This window comes from uncultured Desulfosarcina sp. (genome assembly GCF_963664155.2).
In the GTDB taxonomy this organism is placed as follows: domain Bacteria; phylum Desulfobacterota; class Desulfobacteria; order Desulfobacterales; family Desulfosarcinaceae; genus Desulfosarcina.
In genome coordinates this window covers 4864347-4884256 of sequence record NZ_CAXXXH010000001.1, presented here as the reverse complement: position 1 = coordinate 4884256, position 19910 = coordinate 4864347, and the positions used below count along the sequence as shown (strand labels likewise).

At 56.7% G+C, this 19910-nt stretch carries 21 protein-coding genes; 2 read left to right on the top strand and 19 right to left on the bottom strand.

Annotated features, from left to right (window positions below; genetic code table 11):
• Positions 1-146: 146 nt before the first annotated feature.
• Both ACHZBS_RS22250 and dnaA read right to left on the bottom strand, forming a co-directional pair.
• Positions 147-1538, bottom strand: a complete 1392-nt coding sequence (locus ACHZBS_RS22250) for an FAD-linked oxidase C-terminal domain-containing protein (protein ID WP_319408697.1) — start codon at positions 1536-1538, stop codon at positions 147-149.
• Positions 1539-1553: 15 nt separating this feature from the next.
• Positions 1554-2894, bottom strand: coding sequence for a chromosomal replication initiator protein DnaA (gene dnaA / locus ACHZBS_RS22245; protein ID WP_319408696.1), 1341 nt, complete (start codon positions 2892-2894; stop codon positions 1554-1556).
• 661 nt (positions 2895-3555) lie between these two features.
• Here dnaA and pdxA point away from each other — a divergent pair.
• Together pdxA and uvrA are read left to right on the top strand one after the other, a co-directional pair.
• Positions 3556-4575, top strand: coding sequence for a 4-hydroxythreonine-4-phosphate dehydrogenase PdxA (gene pdxA / locus ACHZBS_RS22240; RefSeq protein ID WP_319408695.1), 1020 nt, complete (start codon positions 3556-3558; stop codon positions 4573-4575).
• Positions 4576-4626: 51 nt separating this feature from the next.
• Complete coding sequence (gene uvrA, locus ACHZBS_RS22235) at positions 4627-7479, top strand: excinuclease ABC subunit UvrA (protein WP_319408694.1); 2853 nt, start codon at positions 4627-4629, stop codon at positions 7477-7479.
• A 73-nt stretch (positions 7480-7552) separates the two neighbouring features.
• Here the strand turns inward: uvrA and atpE are convergent, their stop codons facing one another.
• The 17 genes from atpE to ACHZBS_RS22150 all read right to left on the bottom strand — a co-directional run bounded on the left by atpE (position 7553) and on the right by ACHZBS_RS22150 (position 19741).
• Positions 7553-7837, bottom strand: a complete 285-nt coding sequence (gene atpE / locus ACHZBS_RS22230; RefSeq protein ID WP_319408693.1) for an ATP synthase F0 subunit C — start codon at positions 7835-7837, stop codon at positions 7553-7555.
• Between the two features lie 139 nt (positions 7838-7976).
• The gene (gene atpB / locus ACHZBS_RS22225) at positions 7977-8666 is read right to left on the bottom strand and encodes a F0F1 ATP synthase subunit A (protein WP_319408692.1); all 690 of its coding nucleotides are present in this window, start codon (positions 8664-8666) and stop codon (positions 7977-7979) included.
• 2 nt (positions 8667-8668) lie between these two features.
• Positions 8669-9055 (bottom strand): ATP synthase subunit I, encoded by a 387-nt coding sequence (locus tag ACHZBS_RS22220; protein WP_319408691.1) that lies wholly within the window; start codon positions 9053-9055, stop codon positions 8669-8671.
• A 25-nt stretch (positions 9056-9080) separates the two neighbouring features.
• The gene (locus tag ACHZBS_RS22215; RefSeq protein WP_319408690.1) at positions 9081-9299 is read right to left on the bottom strand and encodes an AtpZ/AtpI family protein; all 219 of its coding nucleotides are present in this window, start codon (positions 9297-9299) and stop codon (positions 9081-9083) included.
• Between the two features lie 121 nt (positions 9300-9420).
• Entirely contained in the window at positions 9421-10218 is a 798-nt protein-coding gene (locus ACHZBS_RS22210; protein ID WP_319408689.1) for a dihydroorotate dehydrogenase electron transfer subunit, read from the bottom strand.
• 4 nt (positions 10219-10222) lie between these two features.
• Entirely contained in the window at positions 10223-11017 is a 795-nt protein-coding gene (pgeF, locus tag ACHZBS_RS22205) for a peptidoglycan editing factor PgeF (protein WP_319408688.1), read from the bottom strand.
• Positions 11018-11224: 207 nt separating this feature from the next.
• The gene (locus tag ACHZBS_RS22200; protein WP_319408687.1) at positions 11225-12022 is read right to left on the bottom strand and encodes a double zinc ribbon domain-containing protein; all 798 of its coding nucleotides are present in this window, start codon (positions 12020-12022) and stop codon (positions 11225-11227) included.
• A 9-nt stretch (positions 12023-12031) separates the two neighbouring features.
• Complete coding sequence (gene icd / locus ACHZBS_RS22195) at positions 12032-13255, bottom strand: isocitrate dehydrogenase (NADP(+)) (RefSeq protein WP_319408686.1); 1224 nt, start codon at positions 13253-13255, stop codon at positions 12032-12034.
• Positions 13256-13390: 135 nt separating this feature from the next.
• Positions 13391-14173: a 23S rRNA (guanosine(2251)-2'-O)-methyltransferase RlmB gene (rlmB, locus tag ACHZBS_RS22190; RefSeq protein ID WP_319408685.1), complete on the bottom strand. Its 783-nt coding sequence runs from the start codon at positions 14171-14173 to the stop codon at positions 13391-13393.
• A gap of 1 nt (position 14174) precedes the next feature.
• Positions 14175-14735: a guanylate kinase gene (gene gmk / locus ACHZBS_RS22185; protein WP_319408684.1), complete on the bottom strand. Its 561-nt coding sequence runs from the start codon at positions 14733-14735 to the stop codon at positions 14175-14177.
• A gap of 48 nt (positions 14736-14783) precedes the next feature.
• Positions 14784-15038 (bottom strand): extracellular matrix/biofilm biosynthesis regulator RemA family protein, encoded by a 255-nt coding sequence (locus tag ACHZBS_RS22180; protein ID WP_319408683.1) that lies wholly within the window; start codon positions 15036-15038, stop codon positions 14784-14786.
• Between the two features lie 23 nt (positions 15039-15061).
• Entirely contained in the window at positions 15062-15943 is an 882-nt protein-coding gene (locus tag ACHZBS_RS22175; protein ID WP_319408682.1) for a YicC/YloC family endoribonuclease, read from the bottom strand.
• 3 nt (positions 15944-15946) lie between these two features.
• On the bottom strand, positions 15947-16480 hold the full coding sequence (locus ACHZBS_RS22170; RefSeq protein WP_319408681.1) for a DUF4416 family protein: 534 nt from the start codon (positions 16478-16480) through the stop codon (positions 15947-15949).
• On the bottom strand, positions 16477-16650 hold the full coding sequence (locus tag ACHZBS_RS22165) for a Trm112 family protein (protein WP_319408680.1): 174 nt from the start codon (positions 16648-16650) through the stop codon (positions 16477-16479). The genes ACHZBS_RS22170 and ACHZBS_RS22165 overlap by 4 nt, the downstream gene beginning before the upstream one ends.
• Positions 16625-18142, bottom strand: a complete 1518-nt coding sequence (gene hldE, locus ACHZBS_RS22160) for a bifunctional D-glycero-beta-D-manno-heptose-7-phosphate kinase/D-glycero-beta-D-manno-heptose 1-phosphate adenylyltransferase HldE (protein ID WP_319408679.1) — start codon at positions 18140-18142, stop codon at positions 16625-16627. The genes ACHZBS_RS22165 and hldE overlap by 26 nt, the downstream gene beginning before the upstream one ends.
• Positions 18139-18714 (bottom strand): D-sedoheptulose 7-phosphate isomerase, encoded by a 576-nt coding sequence (gene gmhA, locus ACHZBS_RS22155; RefSeq protein ID WP_319408678.1) that lies wholly within the window; start codon positions 18712-18714, stop codon positions 18139-18141. Before gmhA ends, hldE begins: the two co-directional genes overlap by 4 nt.
• Before the next feature lie 73 nt (positions 18715-18787).
• Positions 18788-19741: a hypothetical protein gene (locus ACHZBS_RS22150; protein ID WP_319408677.1), complete on the bottom strand. Its 954-nt coding sequence runs from the start codon at positions 19739-19741 to the stop codon at positions 18788-18790.
• Positions 19742-19910 lie beyond the last annotated feature (169 nt).

Sequence of the window (19910 nt, the reverse complement as noted above, 5' to 3'; positions counted from 1 at the left end):
AATCTGCGTTGCGCCATTGAACACGATCAGAATGAACGGTTTGAAATGTTGGAAGAGTTGGTTTCGGCCAGCAGCATGGTCATGAAAATCAATTAAACAGGAGTCGCCCCGGATATCACCGGTTTACTTCCGTTGCAAATTCCCATCTAATCGATCGGCTCAGGAAAAATCTTTCCAGGATTCAACAATCCCAGCGGATCAAAAGCTTGTTTGATGCGCAGCATCAGCGACATCGCCTCATCACTGACCTCTTTACGGAAATAGGGGGCTTTGGTTATACCCACCCCGTGTTCTCCCGAGATGGTCCCGCCCAGAGCCAGGGTGGTGTCGAAAAGGGCGTCAACGGCGCGATTGGCTTTTTCCAGTTCGGTCTGATCGGATTTGTCCAGCATGATGTTAAAATGGATATTGCCGTCACCGGCATGGCCGAAAGCCACCATGGTCAGGCCGGTCTCGCGCCTGAGATCGTCGATCTTGGCTACCAGATCAGGCACTCGGCTTCGGGGGACCACGATATCCTCGTTGATCTTGTGGGGGGCCAGTTTGAACAGCGCCGGTGAAATGGCTTTTCTGGCCTGCCACAACCGCTGCGCCTGTTCTTCGGTTTCAGCCACGGTGACCGAAACTGCGCCGAGGTGCCGGCTCAGATCTTCCAGTGTGTGTGCCAATCCACCTATTTCCTGCCGTCTTCCATCAACCTCCATGATCAGCAGGGCACCAGCGCTCACCGGTAGTCCCACATGCAGATAATCTTCCGCCAGACGAATGGAGGCATTATCCATGAATTCGATCGTCCGGGGCACGACATGGCTGCGAATAATTTGAGAAACCGCATGGGCGGCACTGTTCATACTGCCAAAGGCCACCGTCATGGTAATTACACTTTCAGGCAGCGGCAGCAGTTTTAGGGTTGCCTCGGTAACCAGGGCCAGGGTTCCTTCGGATCCCACGATGAGCCGGGTGAGATCGTATCCGACCACCCCTTTGGCTGTGCACACGCCGGTCTTGACGATTTCTCCCGTCGGTAGCACTGCTTCAAGCCCCAGCACATAGTCCCGGGTAACGCCGTATTTGACTGCCTTCGGGCCACCGGCGCACTCGGCCAGATTGCCGCCGATGGTGGAAATGCTGGCGCTGGAAGGATCCGGCGGGTAAAACAGCCCGCGACGTTTCACCTGATTCTGAAACTCGGCGGTAACCACCCCCGGCTGAACACGGGCAATGAGATTTTCCTCGTCGATCTCTAATACCCGGTTCATGCGGTTGAAGACGACGACAACGCCGCCTTTTACAGCCAGCGCGCCGCCGGTCATGCCGGACCCGCCCCCCCTCGGAATCACGGGGGTTCGGAAATCGGCGGCAAGCTTCATGATCTGCGAAACCTCTAATGCCGACGCCGGAAAGACGACTGCATCGGGAACATAAAGGGCGGCGGTGGCATCATAACCGTAACAGACCAGATCTTCACGATGGGCGGAAAAATAGGGTCTACCAACCATGCGTTCCAGGTGTTCCAGAAAGTCAGGATTGATCGCCATTGTATTTCTGCCGATTCAGATCTTTCCTTTTTCCAAACGTTCGGAAAGGAACTCGACGTGTTTCTGAAAGGGACCCTTTTCCTTGACGCCCTTTTCCACTGCCTTCAGGGCATGCAGGGTCGTTGCATGATACCGGTTGAAACTTTTGCCGATGGTTTGAAGAGAGTGGTCGGTGTACTGTCGGGAGAGGTACATGGCCACTTGCCGAGGCCGGACGATGGATTGCCGTCGGGAGGGGGAGATGATGTCCGCAATGCTGACATTGTAGTATTTACAGACAAGCCGCTTGATTGAATCGAGAGTAATTCCTTCTCGTGAGGTAACGATGTTTTTGACGATACTCCGGGCAAGGTCTAAATCCACATCCGATCCTAGCAGCGATGCCTTGGCGGCGACACCGATAAACCCGCTTTTCAGTTGCCTTACATCTTCGGTCAGTTCGGAAGCCAGATATTGTAAAACCTCTTCGGGAATGGTGTACCCACTGGAAACAGCCGTCTGTTTAAGAATTCGAAGACGAGTTTTGTAATCAGGAGCATCGATTTTCGAAATCAGGCCGCAACAGAGCCGCGATTTGAGTTTATCGTTAAGTTTGGGAATATCCGACGGCAGATAGCTGCTGGAGTAAATGATTTTTTTATTGGCGTTCATCAACGACTCCAGCGTATTGGACAACTCCTCTTGAGTGCCGCTTTTCCCGCTCAGAAAGTGAACGTCCTCCAGCAGCAGGACATCGCAGTTTTGGCGGTATTTTTCCTTGAAACGATGAATATTATTACTCCGATAGGAGTCGGTCATTTCATTCATGAAATCTTCGGCCGTGATATAATAGACCCGTTCATTGGGGAATGTCTGGAAGATGTGGTGCCCCACGGCTTGGGAGAGGTGACTTTTTCCAAGACCGGTTTTCGAAAGCAGATAAAGGGCGTTCTGGTTTCCCTGGTTGCGCGCTGCCAGTGACAGCGCAGCAGAGTATGCGAAATCGCTGTTTTTGCCAACGACGAACTGATCGAACGTGTAGTCTTTTCTGAGCAATCGGCCGCTATGGAGTGGCGTATCAATGTCCGGCAGTTTCATCTGCCGGTCCTGTTTTTTTTCTTTAAATTCTGAGGTTTGGTTTGGCCCGACGATTAACCGAACCTTGTAGGCCCTGCCTGCCGCAGTGGAGACGGCGTCTTCGATCATTTGACCATAATTGTCGGTAATCCGCTTTTTTGAAAAAAGATTGGGGCAGGACAGTACGATGGCGCCGTTTTCATTTTCGCTAAAGACGATGGGTTCAATCCACATTCGATAACTGTGGCCAGGAATTTTTTCCTTGAGCAAAGATTTCACTGACGTCCAGATTTGGTCCATTTAAAAAATAAATTCCCTTCAGCAACGTTTAATTTTTTTGTGCCGCTTTGTTGGAACAGCCAATTACTGGTCTAAAATATGCAGCTTTTGGTTAATTATCTGAGGTTTTCAGAGAGGTAGCCGCAAGATCCAGCGACTGGCGAGTTATTTACAGAATAGGATGTTCCAAGTCAATCTGGAAGACAGTCGGTTAATCAATTTGCTAACACGATGCTCACATAGATTTTTTTTTACTTTAATTTCTGTTGGTTATTGTATTTTTGCCCAGCAACTGCTTCGAAATACAAGGTTTTTCAAACCCGTGATTTTTCCATAAGCATTTTAAGCAGATCGGGAGTTATCAACAAAGTGTAAACAATCTGGTAAACTCCGTTTTTCACCGTTTTCTTCTGTTTTACTCTCATTTACGTTTTTCCCACTTTTATTCCGGTAAAGATCGGTCGACTCGCCTAATGCACTGTCCACCGTCCGGATGCGATAGTTCCTGAAGGTGCAGGGTGCGCCTCCTGCTCCCGTGCCCATGATCGATTCCGGGCACAGGGTGGGCCGCAAAAGGTGGAAAACATGAATGCCTGGATAAATGGAAATGAATTTACAAACCTGGAACGGCTGAGTATGATAATAGAATTTTAAAACCCAATTGTCATGGACCAAGCAGATAATGAAAGCGAACTTGCCGCTGGTGGGCATCACGATGGGTGATCCGGTAGGTGTCGGCCCGGAAATTATTGCCAAAGCGCTTTCCGATCCGTGCGTCTTGCAATGCTGCCGACCCGTTATTTACGGCAATGCAACCCGCCTCCGGGCTGGGGCATCGTCAACCGGCGTTCGTTTGGCGATCACAGAAGTGCCGTCGATCCATGATGTCCGCGGTGGGGACCCTGGCATACCCCTAATCAATCCCGCTGCCATCGATACCGAAGGGCTGGCATGGGGCAAGCCCACCCCCATTTCCGGAATGGCCATGGCGGCCTACCTGAATACGGCTATCGATGACGCCCTGGCCGGCCGGATCGCAGCCATCGCGACCGGCCCCATCAATAAACTCGCCTTAAAAATGGCCGATATCCCGTTCAGCGGGCACACGGAAATCCTGGCGCAGCGCACCGGCACACAAAATTATGCCATGATGCTGGCCGGCAGCCGGCTCAAGGTCGTCCTGGCAACGATTCATATTCCTATTGAAAAGGTCCCTCGAGCACTGACCACACAAGGGATAGCGAATATCATCATGCTGACCGATCATGCCCTGAAAACCCGCTTCGGCCTGCCGGCACCACGCATCGCCGTGGCCGGGCTCAACCCGCACGCCGGAGAATCCGGTCTCTTTGGAACAGAGGAGGAAAAAATAATCCTCCCGGCCATTGACCTGGCCGCATCTCAGGGAATTATCGTCACCGGCCCGCACCCGCCTGATACCGTCTTTTATAAGGCATCCCAGGGTGTATTCGATGCGGTGGTGTCCATGTACCATGATCAGGGATTGGGGCCATTTAAAATGATTCATTTTGATACCGGCGTCAACACCACCTTGGGGCTGCCCATCGTCCGCACATCGGTGGACCACGGCACGGCCTATGACATTGCCGGCTCCGGTGAGGCTTCACCGGCAAGCATGGTGGCGGCCATCACCATGGCAGCAGACCAGGTTGGGTGGCTGAAACGCAATTGCAGCCCATAACCAGCGCTCCGCTTCAATCATGAACCCCGAGCCTTCAATACAACCGAATCCGTGACGACGATAAACGAAATTATCATTGAAGGGGCCAGGCAGCACAACCTGAAAAACATCAGTCTGCGTCTGCCGCGCAACCAACTGGTGGTGATCACCGGCCTGTCCGGCTCCGGCAAGTCCACCCTGGCCTTCGACACCCTCTATGCCGAAGGCCAGCGCCGCTACGTGGAATCACTGTCCACCTATGCCCGCCAGTTTCTGGAGCGGCTGGAAAAGCCCGATGTAGATCTTATCGAGGGCCTCTCTCCGGCCATTGCCATCGAGCAGAAAACCGCCATTCACAACCCCCGGTCGACGGTGGGCACGGTAACCGAAATCTATGATTTCATCCGGCTGCTTTACGCCCGCGCCGGAACCGCCTACTGCTACCAGTGCGGCCAGCCGATCATTTCCCAGACGATCGACGAGATGGTGGAGGCCGTCATGAAACGGGCCGAAGGCTCCCGGCTCATGGTTCTCGCTCCGCTTTCGAATGAACCCGCGGGCAGTTTCAGAGGCTTGTTAAAACGATTGAGAAAAGATGGATTTGCCCGGGTCCGCATCGATGGGAAGATCCACGAATTGGATCGCGCCGTCGATCTTTCCGACCTGCTTTCCCCGCACATTGACGTGGTGGTTGACCGGCTGATTCTCAACCCAGGCATCCGCAACCGGCTGGCGGACTCCCTGGAACTGGCTATTGCCCGATCCGAAGGCCAAGCAGAAGTGGCCTTTGTCGGCAAACACATGGAGGAGGTCATCGAGACCCTGCACTTCAGTGAGAACGCCGCCTGCAAACGCTGCGGGGTCAGCTATCCGGAGCTGTCCTCGGCCAGTTTTTCTTTCAATTCTCCCCATGGCGCCTGTTCCCATTGTGATGGATTGGGCTCGATTAAAAGTTTCTCTCCGCTTCAGATCGTCCCGAATCCTGACCTCTCCTTAAGAGAAGGAGCACTTTCCGTCTGGGCCCATCGCCGTTCGGTGGCCTTTGGAGAGTTTCTGGAAGATCTCACCGCCTTTTACGGCGTGGATATCTATACCGCTTACCGGGACCTTCCTGAGGCGTTCAAAACGGTGCTCATGTATGGTTCGGCAGACCGTCAGATCCCCTTTACCGCCCATGAGAACGGTCGCACCATAAAAACTTTAAAACCATTTGAAGGGATCATCCCGCACTTGCAGCAGCAGTATGCCGAAGCGGTGTCGTCCGCTGAGAAAAACACCCTGAATGGCTATATGGCCGAATCGACCTGCCCGCATTGCAAGGGATCACGGTTGCGCAGGGAAAGCCGGTATATAAAAATTGACGGGTTGTCCGTTGGCGATTTGACCGCTCGATCCATAATGGAGCTGCAGACATTTTTCAACGATTATCGACCCGGCGGCAAGCGCGGCTTGATTTCCGAAAGGATCATCAAGGAGATTGCTGCGCGTCTGGCATTTCTGAATGACGTGGGCCTTTCCTATTTAACCTTGGATCGGCCGGCCCACACCCTGTCTGGAGGAGAGAGCCAGCGAATCCGCCTGGCCACACAGATCGGGTCGAAATTGACGGGGGTACTCTATGTATTGGACGAGCCCAGCATCGGCCTGCATCAACGGGATAACGAGCGGCTGCTGGGTACGCTGATGAATATGCGGGACCTGGGCAATTCGGTGCTGGTGGTTGAGCATGACGAAGAGACCATCCTGGCCGCGGACCATGTCGTCGACATGGGGCCCGGTGCCGGCATCGACGGCGGCCATGTGGTTTTTCAGGGGGCACCGGCCATGATGCTGGAAGACGACCGGTCCCTGACCGGCAAATACCTTTCCGGCAGATTGAGAATCGACGTGCCGGCCAAACGCAGGTCAATCAGCAAGGGCGAAATCCGCATCATCGGGGCGTGCCAGAACAACCTGAAAAACATCGACGTATCTTTCCCGACCGGTGTGTTCACCTGCGTCACCGGAGTCTCCGGGTCTGGAAAGTCCACCCTGGTGCTGGAAACTCTTTACCGGGCAGCCATCCGCAGCCTTCAGCAGCTCAACCTGGCCGCCGGTCACCACGAGCGAATCCTCGGCCTGGAGAAGATCAACAAGGTTATCGATATCGACCAGTCCGCCATCGGCAAAACCCCTCGTTCCAACCCCGGCACCTATACCGGCCTGTTTACCCCGATCAGGGATCTTTTCAGTCGGACACCGGAAGCAAGGATGCGAGGCTATAAACCCGGTCGGTTCAGCTTCAACATTCGCGGCGGTCGGTGCGAGGCTTGCGAAGGGGACGGTATCATCCGGATCGAGATGCATTTTCTGCCCGACATCTATGTCCCCTGCGACATTTGCAAGGGCAGACGGTACAACCGCGAAACCCTGGAAATCCGCTATAAAGGCAAGAACATCGCCGAGGTGCTGGACATGACCGTCGACCAGTGCCTGGCCATGTTTAAAAACATCGATGTCATCCGATCCAAGCTTCAAACGCTGGTGGATGTCGGACTCGGCTATGTCCCCATCGGCCAGTCCGCCACGACACTCTCCGGAGGCGAAGCCCAACGGATCAAGCTGGCCCGGGAATTGAGCAAGCGAGACACGGGAAACACGCTTTATATTCTGGACGAACCCACCACGGGCCTGCATCCCGACGACATCCGCAAATTGCTGGGGGTACTGAACCGCCTGGTGGATGCGGGCAATACCGTGGTGGTGATCGAGCACAATCTGGATGTAATCAAAACGGCCGATCATGTCATCGATTTAGGACCCGAAGGAGGTGCGGCGGGAGGGAGGGTGGTGGCTGCCGGCACCCCGGAAACCGTCTGCCGGGTGGCCGAATCCCATACCGGTCGTTATCTGCAACAGATCCTGCACCGCAGCCAAGTGCAGTAACACGTTATAAATGGAAAAGGGCCGCGGCAAACAAGCAGCGGCCCTTTTCATGTTTTGCTTTGGCAGATAAAAATTAGTGAGCGCCGAACAATGCTGCAATAGCGCCTGCCTGGGGATGCGCGTAGATCAGGATCAGCGCCACAACGAGTGCGTAAATACACAGAGACTCGATCATGGCCAGACCGATCAACATGGTCACGGTGACCTTACCGGAAGCTTCTGGATTCCGGGCGATACCCTCAACGGCGGACTTGAGGCCCATGCCCTGTCCGATACCGCAACCGAAGGCGGCCACTGCAATACCAAAACCAGCTGCTGTCACACACGCGATGAAGAACTGCAATGCTTGAGCTTCCATATCCTACACTACCTCCTTTAAAAGATTGATGATTAGGGCTTCTTCCAGTTACCCCAAACCGATTGAACTCAAGCCGATTCTCCGATACCGGGGTGATCCGCATCGGAGAATCGACGGGCTTCCTTTTAAGGCTTTCCCATCAGTGGGCGTGTTCCATGGCCCCGGAGAAGTAAATGATGGAAAGGAGAAAGAAAACGAATCCCTGCACGAATGACACGAAAATGCCCAGGGCCATGATCGGCAGCGGGGCAAAGAAGGCGCCGGCCAGACCGAAAAGAATCGCCAGAACGATCTCGTGGCCCATCATGTTTCCGAATAGACGGAAAGAGAGCGACAGGATCCGTGCCAGGTGTCCGATGATCTCGATGATAAAGATCAGCGGCGCCATCCACCAGACCGGCCCCATAAAGTGTTTGATGTATTTGGCACCATGGTATTTGATACCGATGATGTGGGTGAACACCACCACCACGATAGCGCAGGAGGCCGTGGTGTTGAGGTTGGCGGTGGGCGGGAAGAACCCGGGGACGATACCGATCAGGTTGCCGATGAAAATGTAGAGAAAAATAGTGGCCGCCAAGGGAAAGAGCCATCGCGCCTCTTCACCGGCCGTTTCCACCATGAACTCTTCGATGCCCGAGACGACCACTTCAAACAGGTTCTGGGCTTTTCCCGGAATCATGGAGATGGTTTTGGTGGCCAGGGCACCGGCAATGATCAGGATCGCCATGAGAACCCAGGAGTAGACCACATGCGTGTATGTGTGGGCGAAATGCCCCAGCCCGATCGCTTCGAAAATCTTCACGAAAAATAGATAGGGATGCTCCATCCTTAGACCGCCTCCTTGAAAAATAGTTTTTTGAGCTCAACCATGGTGGCCAGGGTGATGCTGGCCACCACGACGGAAAGACCGATGAACAGACCGATGGGATTGACCACCTTCTGGCTGATGAGGAGGAAGATGATCACGCCGCTGATGACGAATCGGATGTAGTACTTGATCAGGACCACGTTGGGAGAAGTCAGTTGCTGGGGGCGAAGGGCCTTGTTCAGGGTTTTGGCCAGCAGGTGAAAATTGATCGTGACGATGAGCCCGCCGAAAATGATTCCCCGGGCGAATGCCGGTGTCGTTGCCAGCAAGCCCAGCAGGCTGACCGAAGCCAGAAGCACCCAGTTGGATCGGGTAACGAATGTGAGTAAGCGCTGCTGAATATTCACTATAAAAATGTTTCGCTGCTTCGGGTCACAGTTTCCGGCTCTTTTTAATAGCCAGGCCAATGTTGCGGTATCCGGCGGCGATGCCGAACCCCAAAAAGACAAGCGTCAGCCATGGTGTTGTGTCAAAGCGCCTGTCCAGGTACACTCCGATCCCGAGTCCGATAAAAATGGAGAGCGACACCGAGAATCCCAGGCTAGAGTAGTAAGCCAGATCTCGTATCCACGTTCGCGTTTCTTTGTTCATGGGATTCGACCCTTCTCCGACCGCAGAGTGGCGTCAGATCAGGCCTTGATCGGAATATGTGCGTCTAACACAGCTCGGGGTCCAAGTCAATCTCAAATTGGATCCACAGCGCCGAAAACCATCACCAGGCGAGCCGGTGAGCATCGAAAACCGGACCGTCCACGCAGACGTGCCGGTAGCGGGTTTCGTCTTCCTGCAATTTTACGGCACACCCCAGACAAGCACCCATTCCGCAGGCCATCATGGCTTCGATGGAAACCTGGCAGGGGATACCGCGCTTCTCGGCAATGGCGGAAACCGCCTTGAGCATCCCCGACGGGCCGCAGGCACAGATAAGATCCGCCGGACCGGCATCCAATGCCTTTTCCAGACTGCGGGTTACCATCCCCTGATTCCCCTGGCTGCCGTCATCCGTCGATACGTCCAGTAAAAATCCGGGTAGATCGAATTCGGTAATGCAGACCAGGTCGTCCTTGGTTCGGCCACCGACGAAAACCACGCAACGGCTGAGGCTGCCCTCCCGCTCCAGCATCGACTGCGCCAGAAAGCGGATGGGCGGCACGCCGACCCCACCGGCCACGAGAATCAGCTGACGGCAGGTTTCGGGCACCAGAAAGGCATTCCCCAGCGGTCCGATGACGGATAACCGGTCGCCTTCCCGGCAACGGGACAACTGTTGGGTGCCCTTTCCCACGACTTTAAACAGGATCTCGATCCCGGCCACCCGGTCCCCTTCCCGGATCAAACCCAACAGGGAAAAGGGCCGGCGCAACAGCGGGTTGGCTTCGGTGCCGGTGCGGACCATGACGAACTGTCCGGGCCTGGCGGCGTCGAAACCGGTAGCACAGGCCAGGCCCATCCGGTAATAGCCCGGCGCTGCCGGCTGGTTCCACAATACGACGGTATCTTGAGCGATCATGTTTTCAATGCCTCGAAGCGATATTCTCATCCATGCCGATCAGGGCGGCGAAACGACCGGTTTTCCGCGCGGCTCGGTATGAAAAAAAGAGGTGGGGATTGCACCGGGTGCAGATGCCGGGGCCGTGTACGTTGCTATCCGAAAGACCGGCCGTGATCAGCTGATGCCGGCTGATGCGCCAGAAGTCAAAATGGTGCTCCCCCACGCGAAAAGGCCACAATCGACGCGGAATTTCATCTTGATAGTTGACAAATTCGGCGCAGCAGGGCCCCAGGGAAGGGCCGATGGCAGCAATCATCCGCCCGGGGTCACAGCCGAATCCGGAAATCATCCGCAAGACGGTATGGCCGATGATATCGGCCACACTACCCCGCCAGCCGCAGTGAATGTTGGCCACCACGCGCTTTTGCGGATCGAAAAGCATCACCGCCTGGCAGTCTGCCGTCTGGATCAGCAACCGGACACCGGGCACATCGGTAATCAACGCATCGGCCGGCACCGGTTCCGTTTGAACCGCCTCTCCACGGGCCACTGCGTCCCGGGTGATCACCCGGATCGACGTGCCGTGATTCTGGCGGGTGTACACGCAGATGCCATTGCCGGTGATTTGCCGCAATCGTTTCCGGTTGGCCGTAACCGCCTCCGGGTCGTCCCCAACCCCCTGGCTCATGTTCATTCCGTCAAAAGGCGGTCGGCTGTTTCCCCCGATTCGGCTCACGACGGCATGGACCAGTCCGGTAAACCGCAGGAGCGGCGGGAACTGAAACAGATAGTTTTGCCTATTTTTTACCAGAAACAAGCGGCCTCCCTATATATCGAAAAATTGCAATATGGTGTCCTTCCAGAAAGAATAGCTTTTGGTTCAGGCCAAGGCTGCAGCGATGTCGAAACCGCAGGCGTGGCAGCGCCACGTTGAGGATAGCGCTGAAGCTTCACTGCGTGCTCGGCAGAACGAGAACACCGGCCTGGGTCAAAAGATGCCGTTTCTGGAAGGACACGTGCAGAACTACAGTGCCCGGGCCAAAGTCAACACATCCACCCGCCTGGCTCCATCCCGGATCAGGGCAGCGGCACAGGCGTCGGCAGTAGCACCGGTGGTCAGCACGTCGTCCACCAGCAGCACCCGCTTGCCGGTGCTTTGACCGGGACGGCTCACGGAAAAGGCATTTCGGATATTGATCCGCCGCTGCTTCCGGTCCAATCCGGTCTGGGGCGCCGTGGCCCGGGTTCTCACCAGCAGGTCACGGACGACGAGGATCGCATCGGGCAACGCCCATCGTCGAACCAGCAGGTATGCCTGGTTGAACCCCCGCCGCCGGAATCGGTGCCGGTGCAGGGGTACCGGGGCCACCACATCGATGTCGCCATCTGTCCAATGGTGCCGGAACGTATCGAAAAGCAGCGCTCCCAGCGGACCGGCCAGGCTCACCTGGCTCTTGAATTTCAGCGCATGGATAGCGCTTTGCAGGGCATTTGCATAGATACCGGCAGCACGGGCCCGGGTGAATGCACCGGGACGATCCAGGCATCGGCCGCAAAGATGATCCTCGCCCTCGCGGCTTTTGAATACCAGCCCGCACCGGGAACACAACGGGGATGCCACGGCTACCCATGTATCTCGGCAAGGCGGACAAAAATGAGCGGCCATCGCGGCGGAAAAACCATTTGGATGGCCCGCGGGCGGCGTTCCGGGGTCATGCTGGAAAAGCCGGCCGCATCCCAGACATTTGGCCGGGAACAGCGCATCAGCCATACTGTTGAGCAGCCGCTGCAGCGCATCGGGCAGCATCGTCCGGCTCAGCACGCCAGCGCCTTATTGCATCTGCCCGACGATGGCCGCGGCAAACTCGGAGCATTTCACTTCCTGCGCCCCCTCGATCTGCCGCGCCAGGTCGTAGGTCACCCGACGGGCCTTAATGGCCGCCTGTACGGCATCGCGAATGGTGGTACCCGCCTCTTTCCATCCCATGTAATCAAGCATCATGGCACCGGACAAAATCAGGGAGCCGGGATTCACCTTATCCATGCCGGTGTATTTCGGGGCGGTGCCGTGGGTGGCTTCGAACACGGCGCAGGTATCCCCGATATTGGCCCCCGGCGCCATGCCCAGCCCACCCACCTGGGCGGCCAGGGCGTCGGATAGATAGTCCCCGTTGAGGTTGGGTGTGGCGATGACGCTGTATTCATCGGGCCGCAGCAGCACCTGCTGGAAAAGCATATCCGCAATCCGGTCCTTGATCACCACTTTTCCCTCGGGGGCCTTTCCGTCGTAGGTGTCGTAGAGCTGCGCTTCGGTAATTGTCCGATCGCCAAACCGCTCCCTGGCCACCTGGTAGCCCCACTGGGCAAAGGCACCTTCGGTGAACTTCATGATGTTGCCTTTATGCATGAGGGTAACGCTGGGAAAACCGTTCTTCAGGGCATGGACGATGGCGCTGGCCACCAGGCGCTTGGTATTAGCCGGACTGATGGGCTTGATGCCGATGCCGGACGCGGGCGGCAGTTCAACCCCCATTTTCATTTTGAAAAAATCAGCCACGGTGTTGGCCTCATCGCTTCCGGAGGCCCATTCGATGCCCGCATAAAGGTCTTCGGTGTTTTCCCGGAACACCACCATGTTGATCTTTTCCGGGTGCTTCATGGGGCTGGGAACCGTTTCGATATAACGCACCGGACGGATGCAGGCATACAGGTCCAACTTTTGGCGGATGGCCACGTTGAGACTCCGTATCCCCTTGCCGATGGGCGTGGTCAACGGCCCTTTGATGGCCACCACATTGGCTTCAATGGCATCCAGGGCCTCCTGGGGCAGATAGCTGCCGGTTTCCGCATATCCCTTTTCACCCACGGGCAGTTCCTTCCATGAAATTTTCCGATCCCCGCCGTAGGTCTTTTCAACCGCTGCATCGATAACCAACCGGGTGGCCCGCCAGATATCGGGACCGATTCCGTCGCCTTCGATGAAAGGAACAACAGGATGATCCGGCACATTCAGGCTGCCGTCACGGTTCTTTTTGATTTTTTCTGCATTTGCCATGGGCCGTTCCTCCTTGATTAAAACCCAATGATAAATTCTAAATTTTGAATTATGGGAAACGATGGTTTTGTGCCGTTTGAAAAATGGCTCCATCCACCATTCCGAAATAAAAATTCATCATTCAAAACTATATCCTCACCCCGTCGTCTGGCGTTGCCGGAAGGCTTCGTAAAGCACCACGGCCGCGGCCGCTGATGCATTGAGCGAATCCACACGGCCGCGCAGCGGGATGGAGATCAGGTAATCGCAATGCTGCCGGACCAGCGGACGCAGGCCCTTTTCCTCCCCCCCCACCACCAGGGCCAGGGGACCTTTCAGGTCCGCCTGAAAAACAGTCTGTTGGGCCTGCATGGCCAGGCCGGCCACCCAGACACCCTCTTTTTTCAGCCATTGAATAGTGCCGGCCAGATTGGTCACCCGGCACAACCGCGTGTGCTCCAGGGCACCGGCAGAAGCCTTTGACACCGCCGGTGTCGCCCCGACGGCGCGATCCTTGGGGATCACCAGCGCATGGGCGCCCGCGCAGTGGGCGGTGCGGACAATGGCCCCCAGATTGTTCGGATCCACAATGCTGTCCAGAAGTACCAGCAGGCAGGTGCCACTGTCCCGGCGGATTTCTGTAACGATCGATTCAATGGAATCGGTGGGCATGGCCGATGCGGCGGCGGCAACCCCCTGGTGCTGGTCGCTGCCCGAGACCGCGCGAATCTGGTCGGGTGAAACCGTCTGCCAGGAAATCCGCTGCCTTTCCGCCAGTTCTACCACCTGGGTCTGACGCTCGGAAAGCGCCGTCCGATCCACCATCAAGCTATAGATGGTCCGCCTACCAGCAGTCAACGCTTCCATTACGGGATGAAATCCGTAGAGCACCTCCCGGGTATCCGGCGCAATCCTTCGTTTTTTTGTTATTCCGGCCATATCAGGCAGCCCCGCCTTTTATTATTGACACGAATCGGGCGACGGTTGCCTCCAGGTCATCATTGACCAGCAGGTGCCGGTACATCCCCCGGCAGGCGATTTCAGCTTCCGCGTTCTTCATGCGTTTGTCGATCACCGGACCACTGTCCAGCCCTCTGGCGGTAATCCGCTGGCGGAGGATTTCCATGGAAGGTGCCATGATGAAAATGGTGACCGCATCCGGGTAGCGTTTCAAAATCTGCGCGGCGCCCTGAACGTCGATATCCAGCAGGACATCCCGGCCGGCGTCCAGATGATCCTCAATGAACCGGGCGGCGGTGCCGTAATAGTTGTCATGGACCCGGGCCCATTCCGCCCATTGCCCCTTGTCGATACCTTCGCGGAACTGCGCTTCGGTGACAAAGAAGTAGTCCCGACCCTCCTGCTCCCCTTCACGGGGCGGCCGGGTGGTCGAACTTACCGAATAGACCAGGTCGGGCAGGTACCGGCGCACCGCATTACACAGGGTGGTCTTGCCGGCCCCGGACGGCGCGGAGACCACAAAGAGCCGGCCGCCATTCATTCTCCTCCCATCCTTCCCGTCTGTTTGTATCGAAGGGGTCATCAGTTGTCACTTTTCCGTTATCAGGTCTTCGAAACGCTGGGAGATGGTTTCGAACTGGATGGCCGACAGTACGATGTGATTGCTGTCCATGATGATAATGGCCCGGGTGCGGCGGCCCTGGGTGGCGTCGACCAGATGCCTTTCATTGCGGGCTTCATCTTTCAGCCGCTTCATGGGCGACGAACTTGGCGAAACAATGGATACCACCCGTTCGGCCACGACCGTGTTGCCGAAGCCGATGTTCAGCAGTTTTTTTCCCATTCCCTTCCCTTCTCAATCCATTGCTATTCGACGTTCTGGACCTGCTCGCGCAGTTTCTCGAGCTCCGATTTCACCGCCACGATGATATGGGACATGGCGGCCTTGCCCGATTTCGATCCCATGGTGTTAAACTCCCGATTGAACTCCTGGAGCAAAAAATTCAGTGGTCTACCGGCCGGCGTATCGTCTTCCATCAGTGCCCGGAACTGCTGGATATGGCTCTCGGCCCGAACGATCTCTTCGGAGATATCGCTCCGATCGGCCAACAGGGCCGCCTCCTGAGCAATGCGCGTCTGATCGATCTCCACGACACCGTGGGTGAGGGCGTCGATGCGCTCTTTCAGCCGCTGACGAACCATTTCCGGCAACTGCGCGGCCAAGCCGCCGATCTCTTCCAGCATGGTCTCGATGGCGTCCAGACGCTGCCGGAAGTCCCGGGCCATGTTATCCCCTTCCACCCGTCGCATGGCATCCAGATCGGTCATGGCCGCCCTCAGGCACGGTTCCAATTGCGGCCATATGGCATCCATGTCTTTTTCCACCTCCACCGCCTGGATCAGGCTGCCCGCCGCCAGAACCGTCTCGATGGTCATCTGGCCGGTCAGGCCCAAGGCCCGGTTCAGTTGGGTCAATGCCTCATGATAAGCCCGGGCCCGCGGCAGATTAACGTCGAAGGCGATACCCGCCTCCGACTCATCGTGGATCTGCACCCGAATATCCACGCGCCCACGGGCCACGGTTTCGGCGATGACGCCTTTTATCCGCTCCTCCAGCGATTCGAACCCGTGGGAGAGCTTTAAGGCCACATCCAGGTGACGGCTGTTGTATGAACGCACTTCCACACGAACCGTGTAAGGCATTGCCTGAATTTCCGCCCGGGCATAAGCGGTCATGCTTTTGATCATGATTCAGTCCTTCAATTGTTTTAAATCCAGCATGTACTTATTTCGGACCAGGGTCAAAAAGTCAATCAGGCGCCTGTCGGCATAATCGGGGTAGGTCCAGGGCAGGACCCGAAAGGCCCCCTTCTGATAGATCAGCGTCAGGTCCGCATATATGCCCTGGCCAATGTAAATACGATGGGTAAAGTTTTTCCCGGTGGCCAGAACAAATCGTTCCGGAAGCAGATATCCCGGATCGATATTGACCCGACGCTTCCCCTGCCGCTGGTATCGTTGTTCCACCGCATTGGTCATCCGTTTGATCGCGGCCAGTTCCGTCTGCTCGACCAGCTTTTTAAATACGACCAGCCGGCGACTCAGCGGCGCACCCATCTCTTTTTCATAATACGTCGTGAAATCAAAATTAAGCCAGGCGCTGATCATGTCCACAGGGCCCAATCGGTCCTGCAGATCCTTGACGATATCCGCGGCAAGGGCCTTGTCTTTCACGAAAAAGCCCGCAATGAGTTTGGCGGGCGTGGGAAGCTGGGGCAGGCTCATGGGTTAAGCGGTTTGGCCTCTTCGATCAGCATGATGGGGATGTCGTCGCGGATTTCGTACACCAGCCGGCAGGTTTCGCAGATCAGACCGTCTTCGGTGTCGGTGAGGCGGATCTCCCCTTTGCACTGGGGGCAGGCGAGGATGTCAAGCAGTTCCTGGTTGATGGCCATCTTTTACTCCTTCTTCTATTGTTCCGGACAGTTTGCGGGCAATGGCGGTCGTACTGTGCCCCTGGAGAATATCCACCAGGCGGACCTGACCGCCATACGACTCCACGATCGATTTGCCGACCACGTCCGCAACCCGGTAATCCGCACCTTTGACCAGGATGTCCGGCTTGAGTTGGTTGATGAGAGTCAAGGGGGTATCTTCATCAAAAAATACCACCATATCGACGTCCTCCAGCGCGCTGAGGATGGCGGCCCGGTCTTTCCCCGGAAGTATGGGCCGCTGTTCCCCCTTAAGCCGTCTGATGGATGCGTCCGTATTTAACCCTACAATCAGCCGGTCCCCCAGATGCCGGGCCTGGTGAAGCAGGCTGACATGGCCGGGATGCAACAGATCGAAACAGCCGTTGGTAAAGACAATCCGCTGCCTGGCCTGCCGCCACCGGGAAAGCCGCGCCGAGGCCTCCTGGACGTCGGCCACTTTCCACAGCGTCGACGCGGGCTTACGCTGCGACACGTCCTCCAGACCCCGCTCCAGTTCAAGCCAACGCACCGGCTGGGTGCCCAGCTTGCCCACCACGATGCCTGCGGCGGTATTGGCCACCGATGCGGCATCGCCAAAATTCATTCCCGCGGCCACGCAGGCGGCCAGGGTGGCGATAACCGTGTCCCCGGCACCGGATACATCGAACACCTCCCTGGCCCGGGCAGCAATCATAACCGGCGCGGCATCGTTGCCGAACAGGGCCATGCCCTTGGGCCCCCGGGTGACCAGCAGCCAGTCGAGAGCCAACCGCCGCCGAAGATCCCGGGCGATGGGAGTCAGCTCCCTTTCTGTTTTTACTTCGTTGCCGGCCGCCAGTTCCAGTTCCGCGGTGTTGGGGGTGACGCAGGTGGCACCGGCATAACGATCCCACTCCCTGCCCTTGGGGTCGATGAATACCGGAACGTTTTCTCTTTTACATGCACGGATCATGGCCTGAATAAAGTCGTAAGAAGCAAACATGCCTTTACCATAATCCGACAGGATAACCGCGTTCACCTGCGGAAGCATTTCCAATACAGCCGAAAGAATGCGATCGGTGGTCCCGGGGCCGATATCACTTCCGTCCTCTTCGTCCAGTCTCACCACCTGCTGTTTGCTGGCCATGATCCGGGTCTTGGTGATGGTGGGCCGCCCGGCATCGGCGATGCAATGGTCCTTGATCTGCAATGCGGAGAGCAGGCCCTGAACCTGGTGTGATGCAGCATCCTGACCGATCAATCCGATGACGGCGGCGCTGCACCCGAGCCCGGACAGATTGGCAGCGACGTTTCCCGCACCGCCCAGGGAGAACGTTTTTTCCTTAACCCGGACCACCGGAACAGGCGCTTCCGGAGAAATCCGGCGGACATCTCCCCAGTAGTAGCAGTCCAGCATCAGATCCCCCACCACGAGAACCTTTGTACGATTCAGCCGGTCGGCCAGATGTTCATGGAGGGAAATGCCGCTCACACCTGTCCTCCACGGGTTTGGGGCAGACCGCTCTCTATCTGCCAGGCCCAATAGTGCAGGATAAAGATATGGGTTTCCTGGATGCGGGCCGTGGTGTCACTGCCCACCACGATGGCCTGATCCACCAGACGTTTGAGGGCGCCGCCGTCCTTTCCCAGCAGTCCCACGGTCTTCATGCCCAAAGATTTGCCTCGCCTGATGGCCCGGATAACGTTTTCCGAGTGCCCGGAAGTGGAAATGCCGATCAGGACATCACCCGGTCGGCCAAGGCCGTCCACCTGGCGTGCAAACACTTCATCATAGCCGTAGTCATTTCCAACGGCGGTGAGGATGGACGTATCCGTGGACAATGCCACGGCCGGATAGGCCCGCCGTTCCCGCTCAAACCGGCCCACGATTTCGGCGGCAAAGTGCTGGGCGTCACTCGCGCTTCCGCCGTTGCCACAAATCATTATCTTGCCGCCGCCGAGCAGGCATTGCAAAAGCATATCGCCCACCCGCTCCAAGGCCGGTTCGATGGCTCTCAGGTTTTGCAGGCATTGGACATGTGCGTCGATCATTGCATTCAGCATGGGGATGTCGATCTCCTGGGTTTCGAAATAGCATACACGGGGTTGATTTGCAGCATTTTTCCGATGCCCTGAATCAAGTCCCGGTTTCCGCGTATTCGCAGATCGCTGCGGCAAGCAGGGGAATCATGATTTCATGGTGACCGGTTATGGCGTAGCCGCTGCCGCCGGCGAGGACCGGCCGCCGGACCACATTGACGCCGGGGCGGTAGTGCTGAATCATGTCAAAATTGGCCGTGGTGAAATCCTTGACCGGATGGCCCAGATTTCGAGCCACGGCCAGCGCCTTTAAAAAAACCTCCGGCATGATAACCGCGCTGCCGATGTTGATCACCACACCACCGCCGCCCAGTTTAGAGACGGTCGATGCGAAGATGCGGAAATCCCTGAGCGAGGCCTCACCGATGGCGGCACCGCTCGCCGTCGGGTGTTGATGGACGATGTCGGTACCCAGGGCCACGTGAAGGGTGTAGGGAATCTTCAATCGATGGGCGCAGACGATCAAGGCGCGGTGGACATGCGGTGCGTCCTCTTCAAGCAGCATCGCCCCCACCGCCTCGCCGAACCCTTCCCGGCCGGCGGCCGCCCGTTTGGCCGCATCGTTGACAAGAAGGGCCGTATCCGACGCCATGCCAAAGGATCCGTCTTCCAGCTGAGAGGCCACATCCTCAGAGGTGTGGCCGAACCGCGCCAGTTCTGTATCATGAATGGCCGCCGCGCCATTGGAGGCCAGGTGGGTGATGAAGCCGTCGGCAGCGAGGCCGGCAAGCACGGGCGCGCAACCGGTTTTGATGACATGGCCGCCGATCATGACCAATATTGGTTTTTTCAGGCGCCTGGCATCCACCACCGCCCGGGCAACGGCCTTGAGTTCATCCGCTTTCAGGACGGCGGGCAGGCCCTCCAAAAAAGATAAAAAGCGCATGCCCGGTCTCAGGGGGCGGCCTTCAAGCGCCGTCGTTACCTTTGAAGCCCGCGTCGATGCCGGGTAGGTCGTTAATAGCGAAAGGTCAATTTCTTGATAGGGCATGATTCTGCTTCCATTCTCATTGTCTCTCATATCAGAGCAGGTTGTTTGCCCTCAGGGCCTCCTGAGTAATATGATAAGGTTTGTGCATGGTGGTCCCTTTTAACTAAATCGAGCGTTTTATATTATGCCGAATTAGTATTGGCAATGGCAATCCAAAAAGCCGTTTTTT

Bases quoted from the DNA above. Each gene is read 5' to 3' on its own strand.
- ACHZBS_RS22250 (WP_319408697.1), bottom strand. From the start codon at position 1,538: ATGGCGATCAATCCTGACTTTCTGGAACACCTGGAACGCATGGTTGGT.
- dnaA (WP_319408696.1), bottom strand. From the start codon at position 2,894: ATGGACCAAATCTGGACGTCAGTGAAATCTTTGCTCAAGGAAAAAATT.
- pdxA (WP_319408695.1), top strand. From the start codon at position 3,556: ATGAAAGCGAACTTGCCGCTGGTGGGCATCACGATGGGTGATCCGGTA.
- atpE (WP_319408693.1), bottom strand. From the start codon at position 7,837: ATGGAAGCTCAAGCATTGCAGTTCTTCATCGCGTGTGTGACAGCAGCT.
- atpB (WP_319408692.1), bottom strand. From the start codon at position 8,666: ATGGAGCATCCCTATCTATTTTTCGTGAAGATTTTCGAAGCGATCGGG.
- ACHZBS_RS22215 (WP_319408690.1), bottom strand. From the start codon at position 9,299: ATGAACAAAGAAACGCGAACGTGGATACGAGATCTGGCTTACTACTCT.
- ACHZBS_RS22210 (WP_319408689.1), bottom strand. From the start codon at position 10,218: ATGATCGCTCAAGATACCGTCGTATTGTGGAACCAGCCGGCAGCGCCG.
- icd (WP_319408686.1), bottom strand. From the start codon at position 13,255: ATGGCAAATGCAGAAAAAATCAAAAAGAACCGTGACGGCAGCCTGAAT.
- rlmB (WP_319408685.1), bottom strand. From the start codon at position 14,173: ATGGCCGGAATAACAAAAAAACGAAGGATTGCGCCGGATACCCGGGAG.
- gmk (WP_319408684.1), bottom strand. From the start codon at position 14,735: ATGAATGGCGGCCGGCTCTTTGTGGTCTCCGCGCCGTCCGGGGCCGGC.
- ACHZBS_RS22180 (WP_319408683.1), bottom strand. From the start codon at position 15,038: ATGGGAAAAAAACTGCTGAACATCGGCTTCGGCAACACGGTCGTGGCC.
- ACHZBS_RS22175 (WP_319408682.1), bottom strand. From the start codon at position 15,943: ATGATCAAAAGCATGACCGCTTATGCCCGGGCGGAAATTCAGGCAATG.
- ACHZBS_RS22170 (WP_319408681.1), bottom strand. From the start codon at position 16,480: ATGAGCCTGCCCCAGCTTCCCACGCCCGCCAAACTCATTGCGGGCTTT.
- ACHZBS_RS22165 (WP_319408680.1), bottom strand. From the start codon at position 16,650: ATGGCCATCAACCAGGAACTGCTTGACATCCTCGCCTGCCCCCAGTGC.
- gmhA (WP_319408678.1), bottom strand. From the start codon at position 18,714: ATGCTGAATGCAATGATCGACGCACATGTCCAATGCCTGCAAAACCTG.
- ACHZBS_RS22150 (WP_319408677.1), bottom strand. From the start codon at position 19,741: ATGCCCTATCAAGAAATTGACCTTTCGCTATTAACGACCTACCCGGCA.